At 68.9% G+C, this 21,577-nt stretch carries 17 protein-coding genes and 2 rRNA genes; 4 read left to right on the top strand and 15 right to left on the bottom strand.

Features of this window, described 5'->3' with window-relative positions:
- Window positions 1–28 precede the first annotated feature (28 nt).
- Window positions 29–1,417 carry an FAD-binding oxidoreductase gene (locus RFN52_RS23020; protein ID WP_184848599.1) on the top strand — a complete coding sequence of 463 codons (1,389 nt, stop codon included), beginning with the start codon at window positions 29–31 and terminating at the stop codon, window positions 1,415–1,417.
- 20 nt (window positions 1,418–1,437) lie between these two features.
- Here the strand turns inward: RFN52_RS23020 and RFN52_RS23015 are convergent, their stop codons facing one another.
- The 5 genes from RFN52_RS23015 to RFN52_RS22995 all read right to left on the bottom strand — a co-directional run bounded on the left by RFN52_RS23015 (window position 1,438) and on the right by RFN52_RS22995 (window position 7,236).
- Window positions 1,438–3,144: a bifunctional uroporphyrinogen-III C-methyltransferase/uroporphyrinogen-III synthase gene (locus tag RFN52_RS23015; protein WP_184848597.1), complete on the bottom strand. Its 1,707-nt coding sequence runs from the start codon at window positions 3,142–3,144 to the stop codon at window positions 1,438–1,440.
- Window positions 3,141–4,100: a hydroxymethylbilane synthase gene (hemC, locus tag RFN52_RS23010; protein ID WP_184848595.1), complete on the bottom strand. Its 960-nt coding sequence runs from the start codon at window positions 4,098–4,100 to the stop codon at window positions 3,141–3,143. The genes RFN52_RS23015 and hemC overlap by 4 nt, the downstream gene beginning before the upstream one ends.
- Window positions 4,097–5,866, bottom strand: coding sequence for a glutamyl-tRNA reductase (locus tag RFN52_RS23005; protein ID WP_184848593.1), 1,770 nt, complete (start codon window positions 5,864–5,866; stop codon window positions 4,097–4,099). Before RFN52_RS23005 ends, hemC begins: the two co-directional genes overlap by 4 nt.
- Entirely contained in the window at window positions 5,863–6,627 is a 765-nt protein-coding gene (locus tag RFN52_RS23000; RefSeq protein ID WP_184848591.1) for a redox-sensing transcriptional repressor Rex, read from the bottom strand. The genes RFN52_RS23005 and RFN52_RS23000 overlap by 4 nt, the downstream gene beginning before the upstream one ends.
- A gap of 330 nt (window positions 6,628–6,957) precedes the next feature.
- Window positions 6,958–7,236, bottom strand: a complete 279-nt coding sequence (locus RFN52_RS22995) for a glutaredoxin family protein (protein ID WP_184558945.1) — start codon at window positions 7,234–7,236, stop codon at window positions 6,958–6,960.
- 162 nt (window positions 7,237–7,398) lie between these two features.
- On the opposite strand from RFN52_RS22995, the gene RFN52_RS22990 reads away from it, so the two are divergent.
- The 3 genes from RFN52_RS22990 to RFN52_RS22980 all read left to right on the top strand — a co-directional run bounded on the left by RFN52_RS22990 (window position 7,399) and on the right by RFN52_RS22980 (window position 10,920).
- Window positions 7,399–8,316, top strand: coding sequence for an HAD family hydrolase (locus tag RFN52_RS22990; RefSeq protein ID WP_184848589.1), 918 nt, complete (start codon window positions 7,399–7,401; stop codon window positions 8,314–8,316).
- A 349-nt stretch (window positions 8,317–8,665) separates the two neighbouring features.
- Window positions 8,666–9,436, top strand: coding sequence for an ECF subfamily RNA polymerase sigma factor, BldN family (locus RFN52_RS22985; RefSeq protein ID WP_184848587.1), 771 nt, complete (start codon window positions 8,666–8,668; stop codon window positions 9,434–9,436).
- A gap of 236 nt (window positions 9,437–9,672) precedes the next feature.
- Entirely contained in the window at window positions 9,673–10,920 is a 1,248-nt protein-coding gene (locus RFN52_RS22980) for a DUF5667 domain-containing protein (RefSeq protein WP_184848585.1), read from the top strand.
- 220 nt (window positions 10,921–11,140) lie between these two features.
- Here RFN52_RS22980 and RFN52_RS22975 read toward each other — a convergent pair whose 3' ends face one another.
- From RFN52_RS22975 to RFN52_RS22930, 10 genes are all read right to left on the bottom strand, one after another.
- Window positions 11,141–12,196 (bottom strand): 1-acyl-sn-glycerol-3-phosphate acyltransferase, encoded by a 1,056-nt coding sequence (locus tag RFN52_RS22975; protein WP_184848583.1) that lies wholly within the window; start codon window positions 12,194–12,196, stop codon window positions 11,141–11,143.
- 14 nt (window positions 12,197–12,210) lie between these two features.
- A complete protein-coding gene (locus RFN52_RS22970) occupies window positions 12,211–13,272 on the bottom strand; it encodes an NAD-dependent epimerase/dehydratase family protein (protein ID WP_184848581.1) in 1,062 nt (353 codons plus the stop codon).
- Between the two features lie 200 nt (window positions 13,273–13,472).
- Window positions 13,473–13,571, bottom strand: coding sequence for a 30S ribosomal protein bS22 (locus RFN52_RS22965; RefSeq protein WP_003948845.1), 99 nt, complete (start codon window positions 13,569–13,571; stop codon window positions 13,473–13,475).
- A gap of 155 nt (window positions 13,572–13,726) precedes the next feature.
- Window positions 13,727–13,939, bottom strand: a complete 213-nt coding sequence (locus tag RFN52_RS22960; RefSeq protein WP_004984898.1) for a helix-turn-helix domain-containing protein — start codon at window positions 13,937–13,939, stop codon at window positions 13,727–13,729.
- A 129-nt stretch (window positions 13,940–14,068) separates the two neighbouring features.
- Window positions 14,069–14,884 (bottom strand): phosphatase, encoded by an 816-nt coding sequence (locus RFN52_RS22955; protein ID WP_184848579.1) that lies wholly within the window; start codon window positions 14,882–14,884, stop codon window positions 14,069–14,071.
- Window positions 14,885–14,969: 85 nt separating this feature from the next.
- On the bottom strand, window positions 14,970–16,142 hold the full coding sequence (locus RFN52_RS22950) for an acetoin utilization protein AcuC (RefSeq protein WP_184848577.1): 1,173 nt from the start codon (window positions 16,140–16,142) through the stop codon (window positions 14,970–14,972).
- Window positions 16,093–17,310, bottom strand: a complete 1,218-nt coding sequence (locus RFN52_RS22945; RefSeq protein WP_184848575.1) for an MFS transporter — start codon at window positions 17,308–17,310, stop codon at window positions 16,093–16,095. The genes RFN52_RS22950 and RFN52_RS22945 overlap by 50 nt, the downstream gene beginning before the upstream one ends.
- 88 nt (window positions 17,311–17,398) lie before the next feature.
- Window positions 17,399–18,043, bottom strand: coding sequence for an HAD family hydrolase (locus RFN52_RS22940; protein ID WP_184848573.1), 645 nt, complete (start codon window positions 18,041–18,043; stop codon window positions 17,399–17,401).
- 62 nt (window positions 18,044–18,105) lie between these two features.
- Window positions 18,106–18,222 (bottom strand): 5S ribosomal RNA (gene rrf, locus RFN52_RS22935).
- A 95-nt stretch (window positions 18,223–18,317) separates the two neighbouring features.
- Window positions 18,318–21,433, bottom strand: a 23S ribosomal RNA gene (locus tag RFN52_RS22930).
- Window positions 21,434–21,577: the final 144 nt, after the last annotated feature.

Here is a 21,577-nt window from a genome sequence, read left to right as displayed (position 1 = left end):
CCTCCGTACGCCCCCCACGGAGGACGCGATGACCGCCCCCCACCACATGCCCGACCTCTTCGCCCTCTCGGAGATCAACGGCCCCGTCGTCCGCCCCGGCGAACGCGCCTACGCCGACGAAGTCACCGGCTTCAACCTGGCCTCCCTGCACACCCCCGACGTGGCCATCGGGGCGACCGGCCCGGACGACGTCGTCACCGCGATGCGCTGGGCACACGCCACCCACACCCCCGTCGCCGTCCAGGCCACCGGCCACGGCGCCAACTTCCCGATCGAGCACGGCCTGCTGATCAACACGTCCCGCATGACGGACGTCCACGTCGACCCCACCACCCGCACCGCCACCATCGCCGCCGGCGCGAAGTGGAGCCACGTCATGGCCGCGGCCGCCCCCCACGGCCTGGCGGGCCTGTGCGGCACCTCCACCGACGCGGGCGTCGTCGGCTACACCCTCGGCGGCGGACTCCCGGTCCTCGGCCGCGCCTACGGCTTCGCCGCCGACCTGGTCCGCTCCTTCCAGGTCGTCACCCCGGACGGGCACCTGCGCGAGTCGGACCCCCGGCACGAACCGGAACTGTTCTGGGCCCTGCGCGGCGGCAAGGGCAACGTCGGCATCGTCACCTCGCTCGTCACCGAACTGCTGCCCCTGCCCCGGCTCTACGGCGGCGGCATCCACTGCCACGCCGAACACGCACAGACACTGCTGCGCACCTGGGCGGAGTGGACCCACACCGTCCCGGACGAGATGTGCAGCATGTTCTCGGTCCTGCGCCTGCCGCCGATCCCGCAGATCCCGGAACCCCTGCGCGGCGGCTTCTGGGCCCGGGTGGCGGTCGCCTGGCCGGGCGACCCGGCCGAGGGCCAGGCCCTGATCGCACCGCTGCGCGAAGCCGCCCCCGTCGCCGTCGACACCGTCGAGGAGATGGATCACGCGGCCCTCGACCGCATCCACATGGAACCCCAGGACCCGCTCCCGGCACGGGAGTGCTGCATGCTCCTGAGCGACCTGCCCCCCGACGCCATGGGCACGTTCCTGGAGCAGGTCGGCCCCGGCGCCGGCGCCGAGTACCCACTGCTCGTAGCCTCCCTGCGGCACATGGGCGGCGCCCTGTCCCGCCCATCAGCCGTCGAGGACGCCGTGTGCGCCCGCGACGCCCGCTACTTCATGGAGTCGGTCGGGATCATGCCCGCCCCACCCGTGGCCGAGGCCGTCGAACAGGCGACACGCCGCCTCTACACGGCCATGGCCCCGTACGGAACGGGCCGCACCATGGTCAACATCCACGGCACCCCGGGCGACGAACAGGACATCGCCCGCGCCTGGACCCCGGAGGTCTACGCCCGCCTACGCCACGACAAGTCCGTCTACGACCCGGACAACCTCCTGCGCTACGGCCACGCGGTGACTCCCGCGTAGCCGTAGCCGGTGAGGGTCGGTCACGTCGTCGAACGCCTCCGCCGCGCCCCCGGCCGCCGCTCGCTCGGCCGCGTCACCGGGTCGCCGGCCTCCACCGCCGCCACCCGGCGCTTCGCGCCGAAGTCGGCCAGGGCTTCGGCCAGCTTGTGGACGGACGGCTCGGGAGCCATGACGTCCACCCGGAGCCCGTGCTCCTCGGCGGTCTTCGCCGTGGCCGGGCCGATACACGCGATCACGGTGACGTTGTGCGGCTTGCCGGCGATGCCGACCAGGTTCCGCACGGTCGAGGACGAGGTGAAGAGAACGGCGTCGAAACCGCCGCCCTTGATCGCCTCGCGGGTCTCCGCCGGCGGCGGCGAGGCGCGCACGGTCCGGTAGGCCGTGACGTCGTCGACCTCCCAGCCGAGCTCGATCAGCCCGGCGACCAGCGTCTCCGTGGCGATGTCGGCACGCGGCAGGAACACTCTGTCGATCGGGTCGAAGACCGGGTCGTACGGCGGCCAGTCCTCCAGCAGACCCGCGGCCGACTGCTCACCGCTCGGCACCAGGTCCGGCTTCACGCCGAACGCGATCAGCGCCTTCGCCGTCTGCTCGCCGACGGCCGCGACCTTGATGCCCGCGAAGGCACGCGCGTCGAGCCCGTACTCCTCGAACTTCTCCCGCACGGCCTTGACCGCGTTGACCGAGGTGAAGGCGATCCACTCGTAGCGGCCCGTGACGAGGCCCTTGACCGCGCGCTCCATCTGCTGGGGCGTGCGCGGCGGCTCGACGGCGATCGTCGGCACCTCGTGCGGCACGGCCCCGTAGGACCGCAGCTGGTCGGAGAGCGACGCCGCCTGCTCCTTGGTCCGCGGCACGAGCACCTTCCAGCCGAACAGCGGCTTGGACTCGAACCACGCGAGCTGGTCGCGCTGGGCGGCGGCGGAACGCTCACCGACCACGGCTATCACCGGCCGGCCGCCGTCGGGCGAGGGCAGCACCTTGAGCTGCTTCAGCGTCTGCGCGATCGTGCCGAGCGTGGCGCTCCAGGTGCGCTGCCGGGTGGTGGTGCCGGCGACGGTGACCGTCATCGGGGTGTCCGGCTTACGCCCGGCGGAGACGAGCTCGCCGGCCGCCGCGGCGACGGAGTCCAGCGTCGTGGACACGACGACCGTGCCGTCCGACGCCCCGACCTCCGTCCAGCACCGGTCCGACGCCGTCCGCGCGTCCACGAACCGCACGTCCGCGCCCTGCGCGTCGCGCAGCGGCACACCGGCGTACGCGGGCACGCCGACGGCGCTCGCGATGCCGGGGACGACCTCGAAGGGCACCCCGGCGGCGGCGCACGCCAGCATCTCCTCGGCGGCGTACGTGTCGAGGCCCGGGTCCCCGGACACCGCACGCACGACCCGCCTGCCGCCCCGTGCGGCCTCCATGACAAGATGTGCGGCATCCCGCACCGCGGGGGCGGCGACGGAGGTTGACGTGCCGTCAACTACCGTCAGCTGGGGCGCTCCTGTGCCCGGAGCAGGATCCTGGGAAGGATCCGGATCCGTGTGCACTTCGGACACGCCCTGCCTGGCGTGCTGACGTACGACGTCGAGCACCTCGTGCTCGGCGACGAGGACGTCCGCGTGCGCCAGCGCCTCCACGGCGCGCAGAGTCAGTAGTCCCGGATCTCCGGGTCCGGCACCCAGGAAGGTGACGTGCCCGTGTTCAGGACCGGCGGAAAGGGTGGTGGGGCTCAATGTGCTCGCTCCCCCATCAGACCGGCCGCGCCCTGGGCGAGCATCTCGGCCGCGAGTTCGCGACCGAGCGCCATTGCCCCGTCGTGCGTCTCGGGCACGGGACCGGTGGTGGACAGCTGCACCATGCGCGTGCCGTCGGTGGTCCCGACGACGCCGCGCAGGCGCATTTCCTTGACAATCTGCCCGTCGGCCAGCAAGTCGGCCAGCGCCCCCACAGGGGCACTGCAACCGGCTTCCAGGGCGGCGAGCAGTGATCGCTCGGCCGTCACGGCGATCCGCGTGAACGGGTCGTCGAGTTCGGCGAGCGCGGCGATGAGGTCCGCGTTGCCCGCGGTGCACTCGATCGCCAGGGCCCCCTGGCCGGGGGCGGGCAAAATCGTGTCGACCGACAGGAAGTCGGTCACTTCGTCGCCGCGGCCGATCCGGTTGAGTCCGGCGGCGGCGAGCACGACGGCGTCGAGCTCTCCGCTGCGCACGAACCCGATGCGGGTGTCGACGTTGCCGCGGATCGGGACCGCCGTTATGTCCAGGCCGTGGCTGCGGGCGTACGCGTTGAGCTGCGCCATGCGGCGCGGCGAACCCGTACCGATGCGGGCCCCGGAGGGCAGGTCGGTGAACTTCAGCGCGTCCCGGGCGACGATCACGTCCCGCGGGTCCTCGCGCACCGGCACGGCGGCCACGACCAGCTCGTCGGGCTGCGTGGTCGGCAGGTCCTTCAGCGAGTGCACCGCGAAGTCGACCTCGCCCTTGAGGAGCGCGTCGCGCAGGGCGGTCACGAACACGCCGGTGCCGCCGATCTGGGCCAGCGCCTCGCGCGAGACATCACCGTACGTGGTGATCTCGACGAGCTCGACGGGCCGCCCGGTCACCCGGCTCACGGCTTCCGCCACCTGCCCGGACTGGGCCATGGCGAGCCTGCTGCGCCTGGTACCGAGCCTCAGCGCCTTGTCAGTCATGCCGGCCCTCGGTCTTTCTCGGTGGTGCTTTCCTCGGCCCGGGAGACGGCGGCCACCGTCTCGGGGTCGAGGTCGAACAGGGTCCGCAGCGCGTCCGCGTACCCGGCGCCGCCGGGTTCGGCCGCGAGTTGCTTGACCCGCACGGTCGGCGCGTGGAGCAGTTTGTCGACCACGCGCCGCACGGTCTGGGTGATCTCCGCTCGGTGTTTGTCGTCGAGACCGGGCAGCCGACCGTCCAGCCGGGCTATCTCGCCGGCCACGACATCGGCGGCCATGGTGCGCAGGGCGACCACGGTCGGTGTGATGTGCGCGGCCCGCAGTGCTGCCCCGAAGGCCGCGACCTCGTCGGAGACGATACGCCGTACCTGGTCCACATCGGCAGCCATCGGAGCGCCCGCGGAGGCATCCGCCAGCGACTCGATGTCCACCAGCCGCACCCCGGCCAGCCGGTGCACGGCCGCGTCGATGTCGCGCGGCATCGCCAGGTCCAGCAGGAAGAGCACGGGCTCGGGCCGCTGGGGCTCCTCGACCGGCTCGGGCCTGCGGCGCTCGGGGATCCGCCCGACGGTGGCGACGGTCGCGGCGAGCGCGGCGATGGCGTCGGTGTCCGCGGCCGGGTCGAGCGTGCCGGTCTGTCCCGCCCGGGCCGTACCGCCCGCGGCACGCCGGTCGCCGCCCGCCGAGCCGTTGTCCACCCACGCCGCGTGCTGTTCGAGGTCGGCGGCGGCCATCCCGGCCACCGCGGCCTCGCCCAGCACGGAGAATCCGGCGGTGCCCTGCACCGCGGAGAGGTCGAGCGGGCAGCCGTCCTCGCTGCCGAGGCTGGTGCCCGACGCGCCGCCGCGCGGAGCCCCTGCGGCGGGGCCGGACTCACCGCCCGGCGCCCCCGGTCCGTCCTCGCCGGACCCGGCGGCCGGCGCGGGCGTACGGCCCTCGACCGCCCAGGCGACCGACTCGGCCGTCAGGACCAGGCCCGTCGCGCCGGTGCAGGAGACGGTCACATCGGCACGTGTCAGCTCGGCAGGCACCGACTCCATCGGTACCGCGCGGGCCGCCACGTCCGTGTCGTCGCCCTCCATCAGGATCTGGGCGAGGCGCTCGGCGCGGTCGAAGGTGCGGTTGGCGACGACGATCTCGGCGACCCCGGCCCGCGCGAGCGTGGCCGCGGCCAGGGAGGACATCGAACCGGCCCCGATGACCAGGGCCTTCTTGCCCCGCGCCCACTGCTGTACGTCCCCGCCCCGGGCCAGTTGCTCCAGGCCGAAGGTGACCAGGGACTGCCCCGCGCGGTCGATGCCGGTCTCGGAGTGGGCGCGCTTGCCGACCCTCAGGGCCTGCTGGAACAGGTCGTTCAGGAGGCGGCCCGCGGAGTGCAGCTCCTGCGCCCGGGCCAGGGAGTCCTTGATCTGGCCGAGGATCTGCCCCTCGCCGACGACCATCGAGTCCAGTCCGCAGGCCACCGAGAACAGGTGGTGGACGGCCCGGTCCTCGTAGTGCACGTAGAGATAAGGGGTGAGCTCCTCCAGGCCGACGCCGCTGTGCTGGGCGAGCAGCGTGGACAGCTCGGCGACACCGGCGTGGAACTTGTCCACGTCGGCGTAGAGCTCGATGCGGTTGCAGGTGGCGAGCACCGCGGCCTCGGTGGCCGGTTCGGCGGCGACCGTGTCCTGGAGCAGCTTGACCTGCTCGTCCGCGTTCAGCGCGGCCCGTTCCAGGACGCTGACCGGGGCGCTGCGGTGGCTGAGTCCGACGACGAGGAGGCTCATGCCGGCATCACGGCGGGCATGTCCCCGTCAGGCCCCTGGTCGGCGGAGTCGCTGCGGGCGGCGGCGGCCTGGACGCCCCCGTCGGAGGCGGCGGCCTCCTCCCCGGCCTTGCGCTGCTCGTGGAAGGCGAGGATCTGCAGCTCGATGGAGAGGTCGACCTTGCGCACGTCGACGCCGTCCGGGACGGACAAAACCGTCGGCGCGAAGTTCAGGATGGAGGTGATACCGGCGGCCACGAGCCGGTCGCAGACCGCCTGGGCGGCACCGGCGGGGGTGGCGATGACACCGATCGACACGCCGTTGTCCTGGATGATCTTCTCCAGGTCGTCGGAGTGCTGCACCGGGATCCCGGCGACGGGCTTGCCGGCCATGGCGGGGTCGGCGTCGATCAGCGCGGCGACCCGGAACCCGCGGGAGGCGAACCCGCCGTAGTTGGCGAGGGCGGCGCCGAGGTTACCGATACCGACGATCACGACCGGCCAGTCCTGGGTGAGCCCCAGTTCACGGGAGATCTGGTAGACGAGATACTCGACGTCGTAGCCGACACCCCTGGTCCCGTAGGAGCCGAGGTAGGAGAAGTCCTTGCGCAGCTTCGCGGAGTTGACCCCCGCCGCGGCCGCGAGCTCCTCGGAGGAGACCGTGGGAACCGAGCGCTCCGACAACGCGGTCAGAGCGCGGAGGTACAGCGGAAGCCGGGCGACGGTGGCCTCGGGAATCCCTCGGCTGCGGGTCGCCGGTCGGTGAGTTCGGCCAGTTGCCACGGTGCTCCTGCGGGTAGAGCGGGGCTGTAGGCGGTCATACGTCCCTACATGACCGCCCCGTCGAATGCAGGCTATGTCTTTGTGAACGCGTGCACAAAGATGGTGTCCGATTTGCCCGGCCAACGTGACCGGGGTCACGCGCCCCCGGCGCACGCGCAGGGAACCGGCGCATACGCACCACCGTTCCTTGTCTTTCGGGGGCAAAACCGCACACTCTCCTCAGCGAATCCCGCCCCCGAGACCAAGTCACCATCGATCCTAAGCGACCCGACGGCCCCTTTGGACTGATCGGTCAGTCGCACGGATCGGCCAGTCGCTCACCGGGCGGGATCAGTCGGTCAGCGCCTTGCGCAGGCGGCCCTCGTTCACGCGCCAGAACGTGTGCTGCCTGCCGTCCACCAGCACGACCGGGATCTGCTCCCAGTACTGGTCGTGCAGTTCCCGATCCTCGGTGATGTCCTTCTGCTCCCAGGGGACTCCGAGATCACCGCACACCTTCTCCACAACGACCTGTGCGTCATCACACAGATGACAGCCGGGCTTGCGGATCAGGGTGACGAGCCGATCCCGAGGGGGCGTGCGACGGAAGAGGGGACTCATGTCGGCCATTGTCGCGCGCCCGAGGGCAAGCGGAACCCTCGCGAAAGCGCCAGGGGACGCTCCGGCCGCGGCCGTCCCGCGCGGCATCTTTAACGACACGCTTGCCGAGAGTTCACAGGCTTCCAACCTTCCGACTCCGGAACCCCCGAACAAAATGGCTATGCTCACGCCATGGCCGCTCTCGGATGGCTCACTCCCCGTAGGCGCTCCGCCACGGCGCGGAGCGTTTTGGCAGGCGAGGCCTCGGCGGAGGCAGCCCGCAAGTCCACACAGGAAGCCGCCGGCACGACCGAGGAACCGCAGTTCCCGGTGCACGGCGACGACCGGGCCGCCGCCTTCTTCGACCTGGACAACACCGTCATGCAGGGCGCCGCCCTCTTCCACTTCGGGCGGGGCCTGTACAAGCGGAAGTTCTTCGAGACGCGCGAGCTCGCCAAGTTCGCCTGGCAGCAGGCGTGGTTCCGCCTCGCCGGGGTCGAGGACCCCGAACACATGCAGGAGGCCCGCGACTCGGCCCTGTCGATCGTCCAGGGCCACCGCGTCGCCGAACTGCAGTCGATCGGCGAGGAGATCTACGACGAGTACATGGCCGAGCGCATCTGGCCCGGTACGCGCGCCCTCGCCCAGGCACATCTGGACGCGGGCCAGAAGGTCTGGCTGGTGACGGCCGCCCCCGTCGAGATCGCCACGGTCATCGCCCGCCGCCTCGGCCTGACCGGCGCCCTCGGCACGGTCGCGGAGTCCGTCGACGGCGTCTACACCGGCAAGCTCGTCGGCGAACCGCTGCACGGCCCCGCGAAGGCCGAGGCCGTGCGCGCCCTGGCCGCCGCCGAGGGCCTGGACCTCGGCCGCTGCGCCGCCTACAGCGACTCGCACAACGACATCCCGATGCTCTCGCTGGTCGGCCACCCCTACGCCATCAACCCGGACAGCAAGCTGCGCAAGCACGCCCGCCGACTGGACTGGCGTCTGCGCGACTACCGCACCGGCCGCAAGGCGGCCAAGGTCGGCATCCCCGCCGCGGCGGGCGTCGGAGCGGTCGCCGGAGGCACGGCGGCCGCCATCGCCCTGCACCGCCGCCGACGCTGACCACCTGATCAAACCGGGACACGGATGTTTACGGCCTGACAATCGCCGTAAATCCAACAGGCGTACCCCCACAACCTCGTGTCCAGTCCTCTTGGCTGCACACGGCCACAACACGCCCTGGACTCAGCTGCAATCCGAAGCTTTCGGATCAACAACCGTTCAGGGTCACGCACTTGATCCGGCGTCAAACGGTTACGGAAGCGACGTAATCGATGATTTGAGCAACTCGGTGTAGCAGCGCCTACACGAAGCGTTATTCTCCTCAGACGCAAACCGGTACCCCTCCGTCGCTACGACGGGTGAAAGGTCCCGCACTGCACGTGATGGAAGCTCTGCCTCTGGGAGTCCCGTGTACCCACACGTCGGGGTTGACGCCTCGGGCCTGGCTACGCTGCGCGCAACGGTCCACGACCTGTTGCGCGGCTTCGTCCCCACCGCGTACGCCGTCCCCGCATTCGCCACCGCCGCGCCCGTCGGCCCGTGCTACGCACTGGCCGACGGCAGCGCCGCGGTCGGCAGACGAGGCCGCCCGTCCGGGGCGGCCACCGCCCGCCGACCGGCGGCGGACAGCGACAGCGCCCGGATGATGGACCTCGTGGAGCGCGCCCAGGCCGGCGAGTCCGACGCCTTCGGCCGCCTCTACGACCAGTACAGCGACACCGTCTACCGGTACATCTACTACCGGGTCGGAGGAAAGGCGACCGCCGAGGACCTCACCAGCGAGACCTTTCTGCGTGCCCTGCGCCGCATCGGCACCTTCACCTGGCAGGGCCGCGACTTCGGCGCCTGGCTCGTGACCATCGCCCGCAACCTCGTCGCGGACCACTTCAAGTCCAGCCGCTTCCGGCTGGAGGTCACCACCGGCGAGATGCTCGACGCCAACGAGGTCGAGCGCTCCCCCGAGGACTCCGTCCTGGAGTCCCTCTCCAACGCCGCCCTGCTCGACGCCGTACGGCGGCTCAACCCCCAGCAGCAGGAGTGCGTGACGCTCCGCTTCCTCCAGGGCCTCTCCGTCGCCGAGACCGCCCGTGTCATGGGCAAGAACGAGGGCGCCATCAAGACCCTCCAGTACCGGGCCGTCCGCACCCTCGCCCGGCTCCTCCCGGAAGACGCCCGCTGACCGGCCCGCACACACGGCGACAGCCAACTCACGCTCCGTGAAAGTCTGTTGACTTCGACATCCGATCATCCGGCGTCCGTAACCCAAGTGCCGCGCCGCTCGTTGTGCGGGATGCAGGCTCCCTGTGGTCACCCCTGGGCCGACTCCGATCACTCGATCGCGTGGCCGTGGTCAGGGTGTGCAACCCTCAGGACCCCCTGGGGAGTCGACCGTCATGACGAGAGGAGGTGCCGCCAGTGATCGCGAACGTATCGGCGCACCGGCGGGCGAACGCCTTCGCCCAGGCCCTGGAGGAGCAGCCCGAGCAGGGCACGGCGGCCGAGCAGCCCGAAGGATCGGCACCGGCCCCGGCGGCCGCGGAGCCGAGCGAGCAGGACCGCCATCTGGCGCTCGCCTCGGGTCTCGGCGCGTTGCCCAAGCCGGAGCTCGACCCGGAGGTCAAGGTCGTTCAGCGGGCCCAGCTGGTGGCCGCCTTCGAGGCCATGCTCCAGGAGGGCACCGCGGGCGGCGGGGCGACGGACAGCGCGGTCCCCGGGCAGCGATCCCGGGCCCGCGGCGCGCACCGCGCGAGTTCACTGAAGAAGCTCCGGCCCCGTTCCCGGCTCGCCAAGGGCCTCACTGCGGGCGGACTCAGTGTCGGAGTGGCCGCGAGCGCCTTCGGCGGAGTCTCCGCCGCCAGCTCGGACGCCCTGCCCGGCGACTCGCTCTACGGCCTCAAGCGCGGCATCGAGGACGTCAAGCTCGGCCTCGCCGACGGGGCGGACGAACGCGGCCGGGTCTACCTCGACCACGCCTCCACCCGGCTCAGCGAGGCCCGCCGCCTGATGGAGCGCGGCCGCAGCGGCCCGTTGGACCACGAGTCCCTCGGCGAGATCCGCCGCGCCCTGTCCGGCATGCGGCACGACGCGTCCGAGGGCCACCGGCTGCTGAGCGAGGCGTACGAGCGCGACCCGGACTCCCTGGGCCCCATGCAGGCCCTGTCCACGTTCTCCCGCTCCCACCACGAGGCCTGGGGCGAACTGCGCGAGCGACTGCCCGTCCAGCTCGGGGACGTCAGCCGGGAGGTGTCGTCCGTATTCGACGCCATAGAGGAGGACGTCGCCCCGCTGCGGTCCCTGCTGCCCGAGCCCCCGGCCACCAGCGGCGGCGACGGCAAACGGCAGGGTGCCACCGAGTCGGCTCCCAGCGGCTCCTCCGGCACCGACCGCTCGGCCCGGCCCAGCGAAGGCGGCAGCGGGCACGGCGACGAGGGCAGCACCGGCAACGACGGCAGCCCCAGCCGCTCGGCCGGCTCCGGCAGCGACAGCGACGGTCTGCTCGGCGGCAACACCGGTGGCCTGCTCGACCCGCCAAAGGACAGCGAGGCGAGCGCCTCCCCGTCGACGGAGGGCGACACACCCGTCCCCGAGCCGGACGTGACGCTCCCGCCGCTCCTGCCCGGCCTGCTGCCCGGCCTGGGCATCGACAGCGAGGACGCGGACTAGACGGCGACGACGGGGGCGCCCCTTCGACCAGGGGCGCCCCCGTCGTCGTACGCCGGCAGGGTCAGAAAGACACCGACCTCAGAGAACACCGACCGCCGCTGCACCAGCAGCTTGGCCCCTCCCGTCTGCTGCCCTCGCACTGCTCCGCAGGCTTCGAACAGCCGCGCCGGACTCCGTCCGGCCGCTCCGAGCAACCAACGCGCTGTTGCGAACGCCAATGTCAGAAGAACACCGACCGCCGCTGCACCAACAGCTTGTACAGCGTGTGCTGGATCTGCTCCCTGACCTGGTCGGTCAGGTTGAACATCAGCATCGGGTCCTCGGCCGCCTCCGGCGGATAGCCGTCCGTCGGGATCGGCTCGCCGAACTGGATCGTCCACTTGGTCGGCAGCGGAATCGCCCCGAGCGGCCCGAGCCACGGGAACGTCGGCGTGATCGGGAAGTACGGGAAACCGAGCAGCCGGGCGACCGTCTTGGCGTTGCCGATCATCGGGTAGATCTCCTCGGCCCCGACGATCGAGCAGGGGATGATCGGCGTCCCCGCGCGCAGAGCCGTCGAGACGAAACCGCCGCGGCCGAAGCGCTGCAGCTTGTAGCGGTCCGCGAAGGGCTTGCCGAGGCCCTTGAAGCCCTCCGGCATCACCCCGACCAGTTCGCCCTGCTCCAGCAGCCGGGACGCGTCCTCGGCGCACGCCAGGGTGTGACCGAGCTTGCGGGCCAGCTCGTTGACCACCGGCAGCATGAACACCAGATCAGCGGCGAGCAGGCGCAGATGCCGGCCCGCCGGATGGTTGTCGTGCACGGCGACCTGCATCATCAGGCCGTCCATCGGCAGCGTGCCCGAGTGGTTGGCGACGATCAGGGCCCCGCCCTCGGACGGGATGTTCTCGACGCCCTTCACCTCGACCCGGAAGTACGTCTCGTACAGCGGCCGCAGCAGGGACATCAGGACCTGGTCGGTGAGTTCCTCGTCGTAGCCGAAGTCGTCGACCTCGTAGTCCCCGGTGAGGCGGCGGCGCAGGAAGGCCAGGCCGCCCGCGATCCGCCGTTCCAGCCCGCCCTCGCCGTCCCGGGAAGGCTCCGGCGGCTGTTCATCGGAAGTCACAGGAACATCATCCGTCGGAACAGCCCTGGTGGGCAGGGGCTGCACCTCACGTACCGGCACGGACTCCGCGCCCGGGCGACGGTTCCCGGCGCTCCGGCGCCGCTGGGGACGCTGCACGGCGCTCCCCCGGGACCGGTCGTCGTCGAACGGAATGACCTTGGCGTCCGCCATCGTTGATGCGCTCCTCAGTTGGCGCTCTGCGTCGGGGGGTGTCCGCCGCCCGCGAGGGGCAGGTCGGCGATCCGGTCGACGGCCCCCGCAAGGGCCTCCGGCGGAAGGAGTCCGGGACCCTGGCTGCGGGCGAAGTCCGCGAACGTCTCCGCGGTCGTGTACTTGGGCTGGAATCCCAGCGTCTCGCGCATCTGGCCCGTGGCCACCACCCGGCCGTGCGTGAGCAGCCGGATCTGCTCGGGCGAGAAGTCCGTCATCCCCAGGGTACGCACCAGCGAGCCCGCCCAGGTGACCGCCGGGAGCAGCAGGGGCACGGTGGGACGCCCGAGGCGCCGGGAGCACTGGGAGAGCAGCAGCACGCCGTCGCCGGCGATGTTGAAGGTGCCGCTGTTGAGCGTGCCGCGCCGGGGTTCGTGCGAGCCGATCCGCAGCACCTCGATCACGTCGTCCTCGTGCACGAACTGCAGCCGCGGGTCGTAGCCGAACACGGTCGGCAGGACCGGCAGCGCGAAGTACGAGGCGAGCGGGGTGTCCGCGGTCGGGCCGAGGATGTTGGCGAACCGCAGCACGCACACGGCCACGTCGGGCCGCCGGCGCGCGAAGCCGCGGACGTAGCCCTCGACCTCGACGGTGTCCTTGGCGAAGCCGCCGCTCGGCAGGGACTTGGGCGGGGTCGTCTCGGTGAACACGGCCGGGTCGCGGGGCGCGGAGCCGTAGACGTTCGTACTGGACTTCACGACCAGCCGCTGCACGGACGGGGACTTCTGGCAGGCACCGAGCAGCTGCATGGTGCCGATGACGTTGGTCTCCTTCAGGGAGGCCCGGTTGCCGCTGCCCAGCGGCGTGCCCGTCACGTCCAGGTGGACGATCGTGTCGGCGCCCGTCTCGGCGAGCACCCGCGCGATCCCGGGCTGCCGGATGTCGGCCTGGATGAAGTCGGCACCGCCCAGATGGTGCTCGGGGGGCACCGCGTCCACGGCGACGACCCGTTCCACCTCGGGGTCCCGCTGGATCCGCCGGACGAAGCGGCCCCCCAGCTGGCGGGCCACTCCGGTCACGAGCACGACCTTGCCCAAGATCAGCGCCTTCCTTCCAGAACCTCTCGCCCCCGCCGCGTTCCCCCGTGGGGCCAACTTAGCGGGTTGCTGTTGCGCTGTGATGACCGCCCGATGCGCGAAGTGACCGGAACCGCCGGACGCCGCCACGGATATGCGTGTGGCCCCCCACCGGTGGTGGGGGGCCACAGCAACGCTCTCGCGGCGTCCGCGTCGCGAACTTACTTCTTGTTGCGACGCTGAACGCGCGTGCGCTTGAGCAGCTTGCGGTGCTTCTTCTTCGCCATCCGCTTGCGCCGCTTCTTGATAACAGAGCCCACGACTACCCTCGCTCACTTCTCATCACTCGGTGTTTGGGCGCCATGGGCCCATACGACCTACGAGGGGCCAGCCTACCCGTCCGAGCGCTGAGGTCGTAATCGAGGAGGCCGGGGAGATCCCGAAGTGCCCTGTGGGGATCGCCCCGACCCTGCCGTCAGGCGGTTTCCACCCCCACATAACTCTCGCGGAGGTACTCGTGAACCGCTTGCTCCGGGACGCGGAAGGACCGCCCCACACGGATCGCGGGCAGATGACCGCTGTGCACCAGCCGGTACACGGTCATCTTCGACACTCGCATCACCGAGGCGACTTCCGCCACGGTAAGGAACTGAACCTCGTTCAGAGGCCTCTCGCCAGCTGCAGCCATGACACACCTGAACCTTCCGCACTCGACGGCCACCGGCTTCCCCTTCCGGTGACTCTTCGTCGCTGCGTGCTCACTCCCCAATGTAGGTGCCAGTGATGCGAGTGGGGAAGAGGTGCACCCATCGGCGGCCTACTGTGACAGACACGCCCGATTGAGTACGTAGCGGGTAAGCGGCAGGTAGTAATCGGACCGCACGCCGTCATCAAGTGGAACGACGAGGGACACGGACCCCTCCGCCTCCCCCACGAACAGCGCCGGGTCGTCCGTATCGGCCGGCCCGATGGCCTCGAACCCCAGCTGACCTGCCCCGCAGACCCACCCGTGGTCTCCGATCACCAGCTCGGGAAGCGGCCCGCCGGCCTCCGCGCAAGCGGCCAGCACGGTACGAACCGGGAGAGGTGAGTGCGTATGTGCGCCGGGCTCACAACCGGGGCGTTCGGGGTCGGGGGTCCGCACCAGCGCGACTCCTCGTACGTAGTCGAGGTTGTAGGTACGTAGACCGAACCGGGTCGTTATGTCGACACGGCGACCCTGCGCGGGGGTGAGAACGGCACATCCCGCCGCCGACAGCGCGTCTGCCAGAGTGCCGTAGAAGCCGAGCAGCCGGTGCGGGTGCCCGGTGCCGAGGAGCACGGGAGCCTTCCGCCGGGCGGCCTCGGCGAGGCGTTCCGCGAAGGCGTCCAGCGCCGCCAGGGTCCGCTCCGGATCGATCACGTCCTGGCCGGAAACATGCCGGGAATCGGCCGAAACCCCACACCGGTCCGCCATCAACTCGATCAACTCCCGCTGCCCCCAGGCACCTTCGGGATCGATACCGAGCAGCACCCGGGGGTCCCGGGCGGCGAAGAGCCGGTAACGGCGCAGGCTCTCCTCCCGCGAGGTCGCCACGGTCCCGGCGAGCCGCGCGCCCACCAGGTGCGCACGCAGGGCTTCGGTGGTCAGCACACGGAGATCGTGCGTGACCGGAACTCCGCCTGTCCCGAAAACCCGCGAACACCGCTCGGTCGGCTCAAGGCCTGTCGTCACCCCCTCACGCCAGCAGCCCCCGCAGCGGGAACACCGCCCGCCGGGCCGCCAGCACCGCCTGGTCCAGCCGGTCCGCCGGGTCGTACCCCGCCTCCCAGCCGGACCAGGACACCGGCCAGCGCCCGTCCGTCATCCGCGCCGGGGCCAACTGCCGTGTCCGCGCGAACACTTCCTGCCGCCAGCCCTCGGGGATCACCGCCTCGGGCTCCACGGCCCGCCCGGCCGCGATCGCGACCAGATGCGTCCACGAACGCGGCACCACGTCCACCACGGCGTAGCCGCCCCCGCCCAGGGCCACCCACCGCCCGTCGGCGTACTCGTGCGCCAGGTCGTGACAGGCCACCTGCACCGCTCGCTGCGCGTCCAGCGACACCGCCAGGTGCGCCAGCGGATCCTCGAAGTGCGTGTCCGCCCCGTGCTGCGTCACCAGCACCTGCGGCCGGAAGTCCGCGATCAGCTCGGGCACGACGGCGTGGAACGCCCGCAGCCACCCGGCGTCCCCCGTCCCGGCCGGCAGCGCCACGTTCACCGCCGAGCCCGCCGCGGAGTCCGCCCCGGTCTCCTCCGGCCACCCGGTCTGCGGGAACAACGTCCGGGGGTGCTCGTGCAGCGAGATCGTCAGCACCCGCGGGTCCTCCCAGAACGCCGCCTGCACCCCGTCCCCGTGATGCACGTCGACGTCGACGTACGCGACCCGCTCCGCCCCGAGCTCCAGCAGCCGCGCGATCGCCAGCGAGGCGTCGTTGTAGATGCAGAACCCGGACGCACCGCCCGGCATCGCGTGGTGCAGCCCGCCCGCGAAGTTCACCCCGTGCAGCGCCTCACCGCGCCACACCGCCTCCGCCGCCCCGACCGACTGCCCGGCGATCAGCGACGACACCTCGTGCATCCCGGCGAACGCCGGATCGTCCACCGTCCCCAGCCCGTACGACTGGTCCGCCGCCGCCGGATCCGCCGACGCGGCCTTCACCGCCCCGATGTAGTCCTGCCGGTGGACGAGCCGCAGTGTCGACTCCCCGGCCGCCTTCGCGGCGACGACCTCCACCTCACGGTCCAGCCCGAAGGCATCGACCAGTTTCCGGGTCAGGGCGAGCCGGACGGGGTCCATCGGATGCCCCGGACCGAAGTCATAGCCCGTTACTGCCTCGTCCCACATCAGCTGTGCGCGGCCGCTCATGCCCGCCACCGTATCGGTCCGGTTGAGGCGCGAACGACCGGGCGTACACCAGCGTCACCAGCACCAACACCATCGGCACCAGCATGGCCCCGCGATAACTCCACAGATCCCCGAGCGCCCCGACCAACGGCGAACCGATCAAGAACCCCACATAGTTGAAGACATTCAGCCGCGCGACGGCCGCGTCCGAGGCCCCCGGGAAGAGCCGTCCGGCCGCCGCGAACGTCTGCGGCACCAGGACGCACAGTCCCAGCCCCAGCAGCGTGAACCCCAGCATCCCGACCCACGCCCCCGGAGCGGCCGCCACCACGGCGAACCCGCCCGCCGCCACCAGCGCCCCGCCGCGCACCACGGCGACCGCCCCGAACCGCCGCACCCCGAGGTCCCCGATCGTCCGCCCGAGCAGCGTGGTGACCATGTACACGTTGTACGGCACCGTCGCCATCTGCTCCGAGCTCCCGAGCACGTCCTGAAGGTACTTCGCACTCCAGTTGGAGACGGTCGAGTCCCCGATGTACGCGACCGTCATCACCAGACACAGCGGCAACAGCCACTTGAAGACGACCGCCTGGCCCTCCCCGCCCTTCTCCTCCGCCACGGGCCCCGCGTCCCGGTCGTCGACGTACCACCGGCTCCCCACCAGCACAGCCGGCAACAACACCAGCACGACCGGCAGATACGACACCCACAACGCCAGATGCCAGTGCGCACCCACCCACGCCAACGATGCCCCGACGATCCCGCCCAGGCTGTAGGCCGCGTGGAAACTGAGCATGATGCTGCGCCCGTACGACCGCTGCAGGCTCACCCCGAGCATGTTCATCGACGCGTCCAGCACCCCGACAGCGAGCCCGAACGCCGCCAGCGCGACCCCGAGCTCCACCATCCGCTCCCCGGCCCCCACACCAAGCAGCGACAGCAGCACCACGGGCTGGGACCACCGCAGCAGCCGGCTCGGCCGCACCCGCTTCACCAGCCGCTCGGTGGTCACGCTCCCGACGCCGGCGAGGATCGGCACCGCGGCCAGAAACGCGGGCAGCAGCGCGTCGGAGACCCCGTACCGGTCCTGGATGGCCGGGATCCTCGTCACGAGCAGAGCGAAGGCGACACCCTGCACCAGGAAGCTGAACGCCAACGAGCCCCTGCCGCGCCGCAGCACATGAGTCATGGCGGCGAGCGTAGGGCCCTGGCTTACCCGTGGGTAGATCCAGCCAAAGATGAATTTGATTCAGCTTCGGCCGGTCTTCGGGAACCGCTCACACCAGCAGGTCGGCAAGCTCCCCCATGTCGGAGAAGAGCCGGGTGGCCCCGGCGAGCTTCTCCGCGGGCGTCATGGCCGTGAACCCGTAGACGTCCATCCCCGCAGCGACGGCCGCCTGCACACCCAGCGGACTGTCCTCGACGACGACACACCGGTCCGGCGTGATCCCCATCCGCTCGGCCGCGTACAGGAACAGGTCGGGGGCCGGCTTGCCCCGCCCGACGTCCTGCGAGCTGAAGATCCGCTCCTCGTCGAACCACCGGTCGAGCCCGGTCGTCCGATGCCCCACGCGGATCCGCTCATGGCTACCGGAGGAGGCCACGCAGTACGGCACCCCGTCGGCGTCCAGCTTCTCCAGCACCTCGGCGGCCCCGGCCACGGCGACGAGTTCCTGCTCGAAGGCCGTGAACACCCGTGTGTGGAAGACCTCGTCGAAGTCTGCCGGCAACCGCTGTCCGGTCCGCTCGAGGACCAGCTCGTGAATGCGGTGCATCGCCGATCCCATGTAGTCCCGAATGGACTCCTCGTAGGAGGTGGGGTGCCCCAGTTCGGTGAGGTACGCCGCGAGCAACCGGTTGGAGATGGGCTCACTGTCGACGAGCACACCGTCATTGTCGAAGATCACGAGGTCATAGCGCATGACTTTGAGCCTAAACGCAGAAAACCCCCGCATCCGAAGATGCGGGGGTTTTCCCAAAAATTGTTCGGCGGCGTCCTACTCTCCCACAGGGTCCCCCCTGCAGTACCATCGGCGCTGTAAGGCTTAGCTTCCGGGTTCGGAATGTAACCGGGCGTTTCCCCTACGCTATAACCACCGAAACACTATGAAACTGTCGAACAATGCCGCACCACACCGTGACCATGGCATGGGGCCGTTCGTGGTTTCAGAACCAACACAGTGGACGCGAGCAACTGAGGACAAGCCCTCGGCCTATTAGTACCGGTCAACTCCACACGTTACCGTGCTTCCATATCCGGCCTATCAACCCAGTCGTCTACTGGGAGCCTTACCCTCTCAAGGAGGTGGGAATACTCATCTCGAAGCAGGCTTCCCGCTTAGATGCTTTCAGCGGTTATCCCTCCCGAACGTAGCCAACCAGCCATGCCCTTGGCAGAACAACTGGCACACCAGAGGTTCGTCCGTCCCGGTCCTCTCGTACTAGGGACAGCCCTTCTCAATATTCCTACGCGCACAGCGGATAGGGACCGAACTGTCTCACGACGTTCTAAACCCAGCTCGCGTACCGCTTTAATGGGCGAACAGCCCAACCCTTGGGACCGACTCCAGCCCCAGGATGCGACGAGCCGACATCGAGGTGCCAAACCATCCCGTCGATATGGACTCTTGGGGAAGATCAGCCTGTTATCCCCGGGGTACCTTTTATCCGTTGAGCGACGGCGCTTCCACAAGCCACCGCCGGATCACTAGTCCCGACTTTCGTCCCTGCTCGACCCGTCGGTCTCACAGTCAAGCTCCCTTGTGCACTTACACTCAACACCTGATTGCCAACCAGGCTGAGGGAACCTTTGGGCGCCTCCGTTACTCTTTAGGAGGCAACCGCCCCAGTTAAACTACCCATCAGACACTGTCCCTGATCCGGATCACGGACCCAGGTTAGACATCCAGCACGACCAGACTGGTATTTCAACGACGACTCCCCCTGAACTGGCGTCCAGAGTTCACAGTCTCCCAGCTATCCTACACAAGCCGAACCGAACACCAATATCAAACTGTAGTAAAGGTCCCGGGGTCTTTCCGTCCTGCTGCGCGAAACGAGCATCTTTACTCGTAGTGCAATTTCACCGGGCCTATGGTTGAGACAGTCGAGAAGTCGTTACGCCATTCGTGCAGGTCGGAACTTACCCGACAAGGAATTTCGCTACCTTAGGATGGTTATAGTTACCACCGCCGTTTACTGGCGCTTAAGTTCTCAGCTTCGCCCAGACGAATCTGAGCTAACCGGTCCCCTTAACGTTCCAGCACCGGGCAGGCGTCAGTCCGTATACATCGCCTTACGGCTTCGCACGGACCTGTGTTTTTAGTAAACAGTCGCTTCTCGCTGGTCTCTGCGGCCACCCCCAGCTCACCGAGTAAATCGGATCACCGAGTGTGGCCCCCCTTCTCCCGAAGTTACGGGGGCATTTTGCCGAGTTCCTTAACCATAGTTCACCCGAACGCCTCGGTATTCTCTACCTGACCACCTGAGTCGGTTTAGGGTACGGGCCGCCATGAAACTCGCTAGAGGCTTTTCTCGACAGCATAGGATCATCCACTTCACCACAATCGGCTCGGCATCAGGTCTCAGCCTTGTGACGGATTTGCCTATCGCACGGCCTACACCCTTACCCCGGGACAACCACCGCCCGGGATGGACTACCTTCCTGCGTCACCCCATCACTCACCTACTAACCGCTTGGTTCAGCGGCTCCACCACTCCCCTTTGCCCGAAGGCTCCAGGGCGGCTTCACGGCCTTAGCATCACGATGCTCGATGTTTGACGCTTCACAGCGGGTACCGGAATATCAACCGGTTATCCATCGACTACGCCTGTCGGCCTCGCCTTAGGTCCCGACTTACCCTGGGCAGATCAGCTTGACCCAGGAACCCTTAGTCAATCGGCGCACACGTTTCTCACGTGTGAATCGCTACTCATGCCTGCATTCTCACTCGTGAACCGTCCACAACTACCTTCCGGTGCTGCTTCACCCGGCACACGACGCTCCCCTACCCATCCACACAGGCGTTGGCCCTATTGTGTGAATGACACGACTTCGGCGGTACGCTTGAGCCCCGCTACATTGTCGGCGCGGAATCACTAGACCAGTGAGCTATTACGCACTCTTTCAAGGGTGGCTGCTTCTAAGCCAACCTCCTGGTTGTCTCTGCGACTCCACATCCTTTCCCACTTAGCGTACGCTTAGGGGCCTTAGTCGATGCTCTGGGCTGTTTCCCTCTCGACCATGGAGCTTATCCCCCACAGTCTCACTGCCGCGCTCTCACTTACCGGCATTCGGAGTTTGGCTAAGGTCAGTAACCCGGTAGGGCCCATCGCCTATCCAGTGCTCTACCTCCGGCAAGAAACACACGACGCTGCACCTAAATGCATTTCGGGGAGAACCAGCTATCACGGAGTTTGATTGGCCTTTCACCCCTAACCACAGGTCATCCCCCAGGTTTTCAACCCTGGTGGGTTCGGTCCTCCACGAAGTCTTACCTCCGCTTCAACCTGCCCATGGCTAGATCACTCCGCTTCGGGTCTTGAGCGTGCTACTCCACCGCCCTATTCGGACTCGCTTTCGCTACGGCTTCCCCACTCGGGTTAACCTCGCAACACACCGCAAACTCGCAGGCTCATTCTTCAAAAGGCACGCAGTCACGAGAGCAAGGCAAGCCTTGCTCCGACGCTCCCACGGCTTGTAGGCACACGGTTTCAGGTACTATTTCACTCCGCTCCCGCGGTACTTTTCACCATTCCCTCACGGTACTATCCGCTATCGGTCACCAGGGAATATTTAGGCTTAGCGGGTGGTCCCGCCAGATTCACACGGGATTTCTCGGGCCCCGTGCTACTTGGGTGTCTCTCAAACGAGCCGCTGACGTTTCGACTACGGGGGTCTTACCCTCTACGCCGGACCTTTCGCATGTCCTTCGCCTACATCAACGGTTTCTGACTCGTCCCACGGCCGGCAGACCGTGGAAGAGAGATCCCACAACCCCGCATACGCAACCCCTGCCGGGTCTCACACGTATACGGTTTAGCCTCATCCGGTTTCGCTCGCCACTACTCCCGGAATCACGGTTGTTTTCTCTTCCTGCGGGTACTGAGATGTTTCACTTCCCCGCGTTCCCTCCACTTGCCCTATGTGTTCAGACAAGGGTGACAGCCCATGACGACTGCCGGGTTTCCCCATTCGGAAACCCCCGGATCAAAGCCTGGTTGACGACTCCCCGGGGACTATCGTGGCCTCCCACGTCCTTCATCGGTTCCTGGTGCCAAGGCATCCACCGTGCGCCCTTAAAAACTTGGCCACAGATGCTCGCGTCCACTGTGCAGTTCTCAAACAACGACCAGCCACCCATCACCCCGCCCTCTACAGGCGAGTTCACTGGGGCTGGCGACTGAGGAAGTTCATTCCCTCAGACACCCAACAGCGTGCCCGACACACTCCCCGC

The organism is Streptomyces collinus, assembly GCF_031348265.1.
Classification (GTDB): domain Bacteria; phylum Actinomycetota; class Actinomycetes; order Streptomycetales; family Streptomycetaceae; genus Streptomyces; species Streptomyces collinus.
This window is presented reverse-complemented; position numbering and strand designations above follow the sequence as displayed.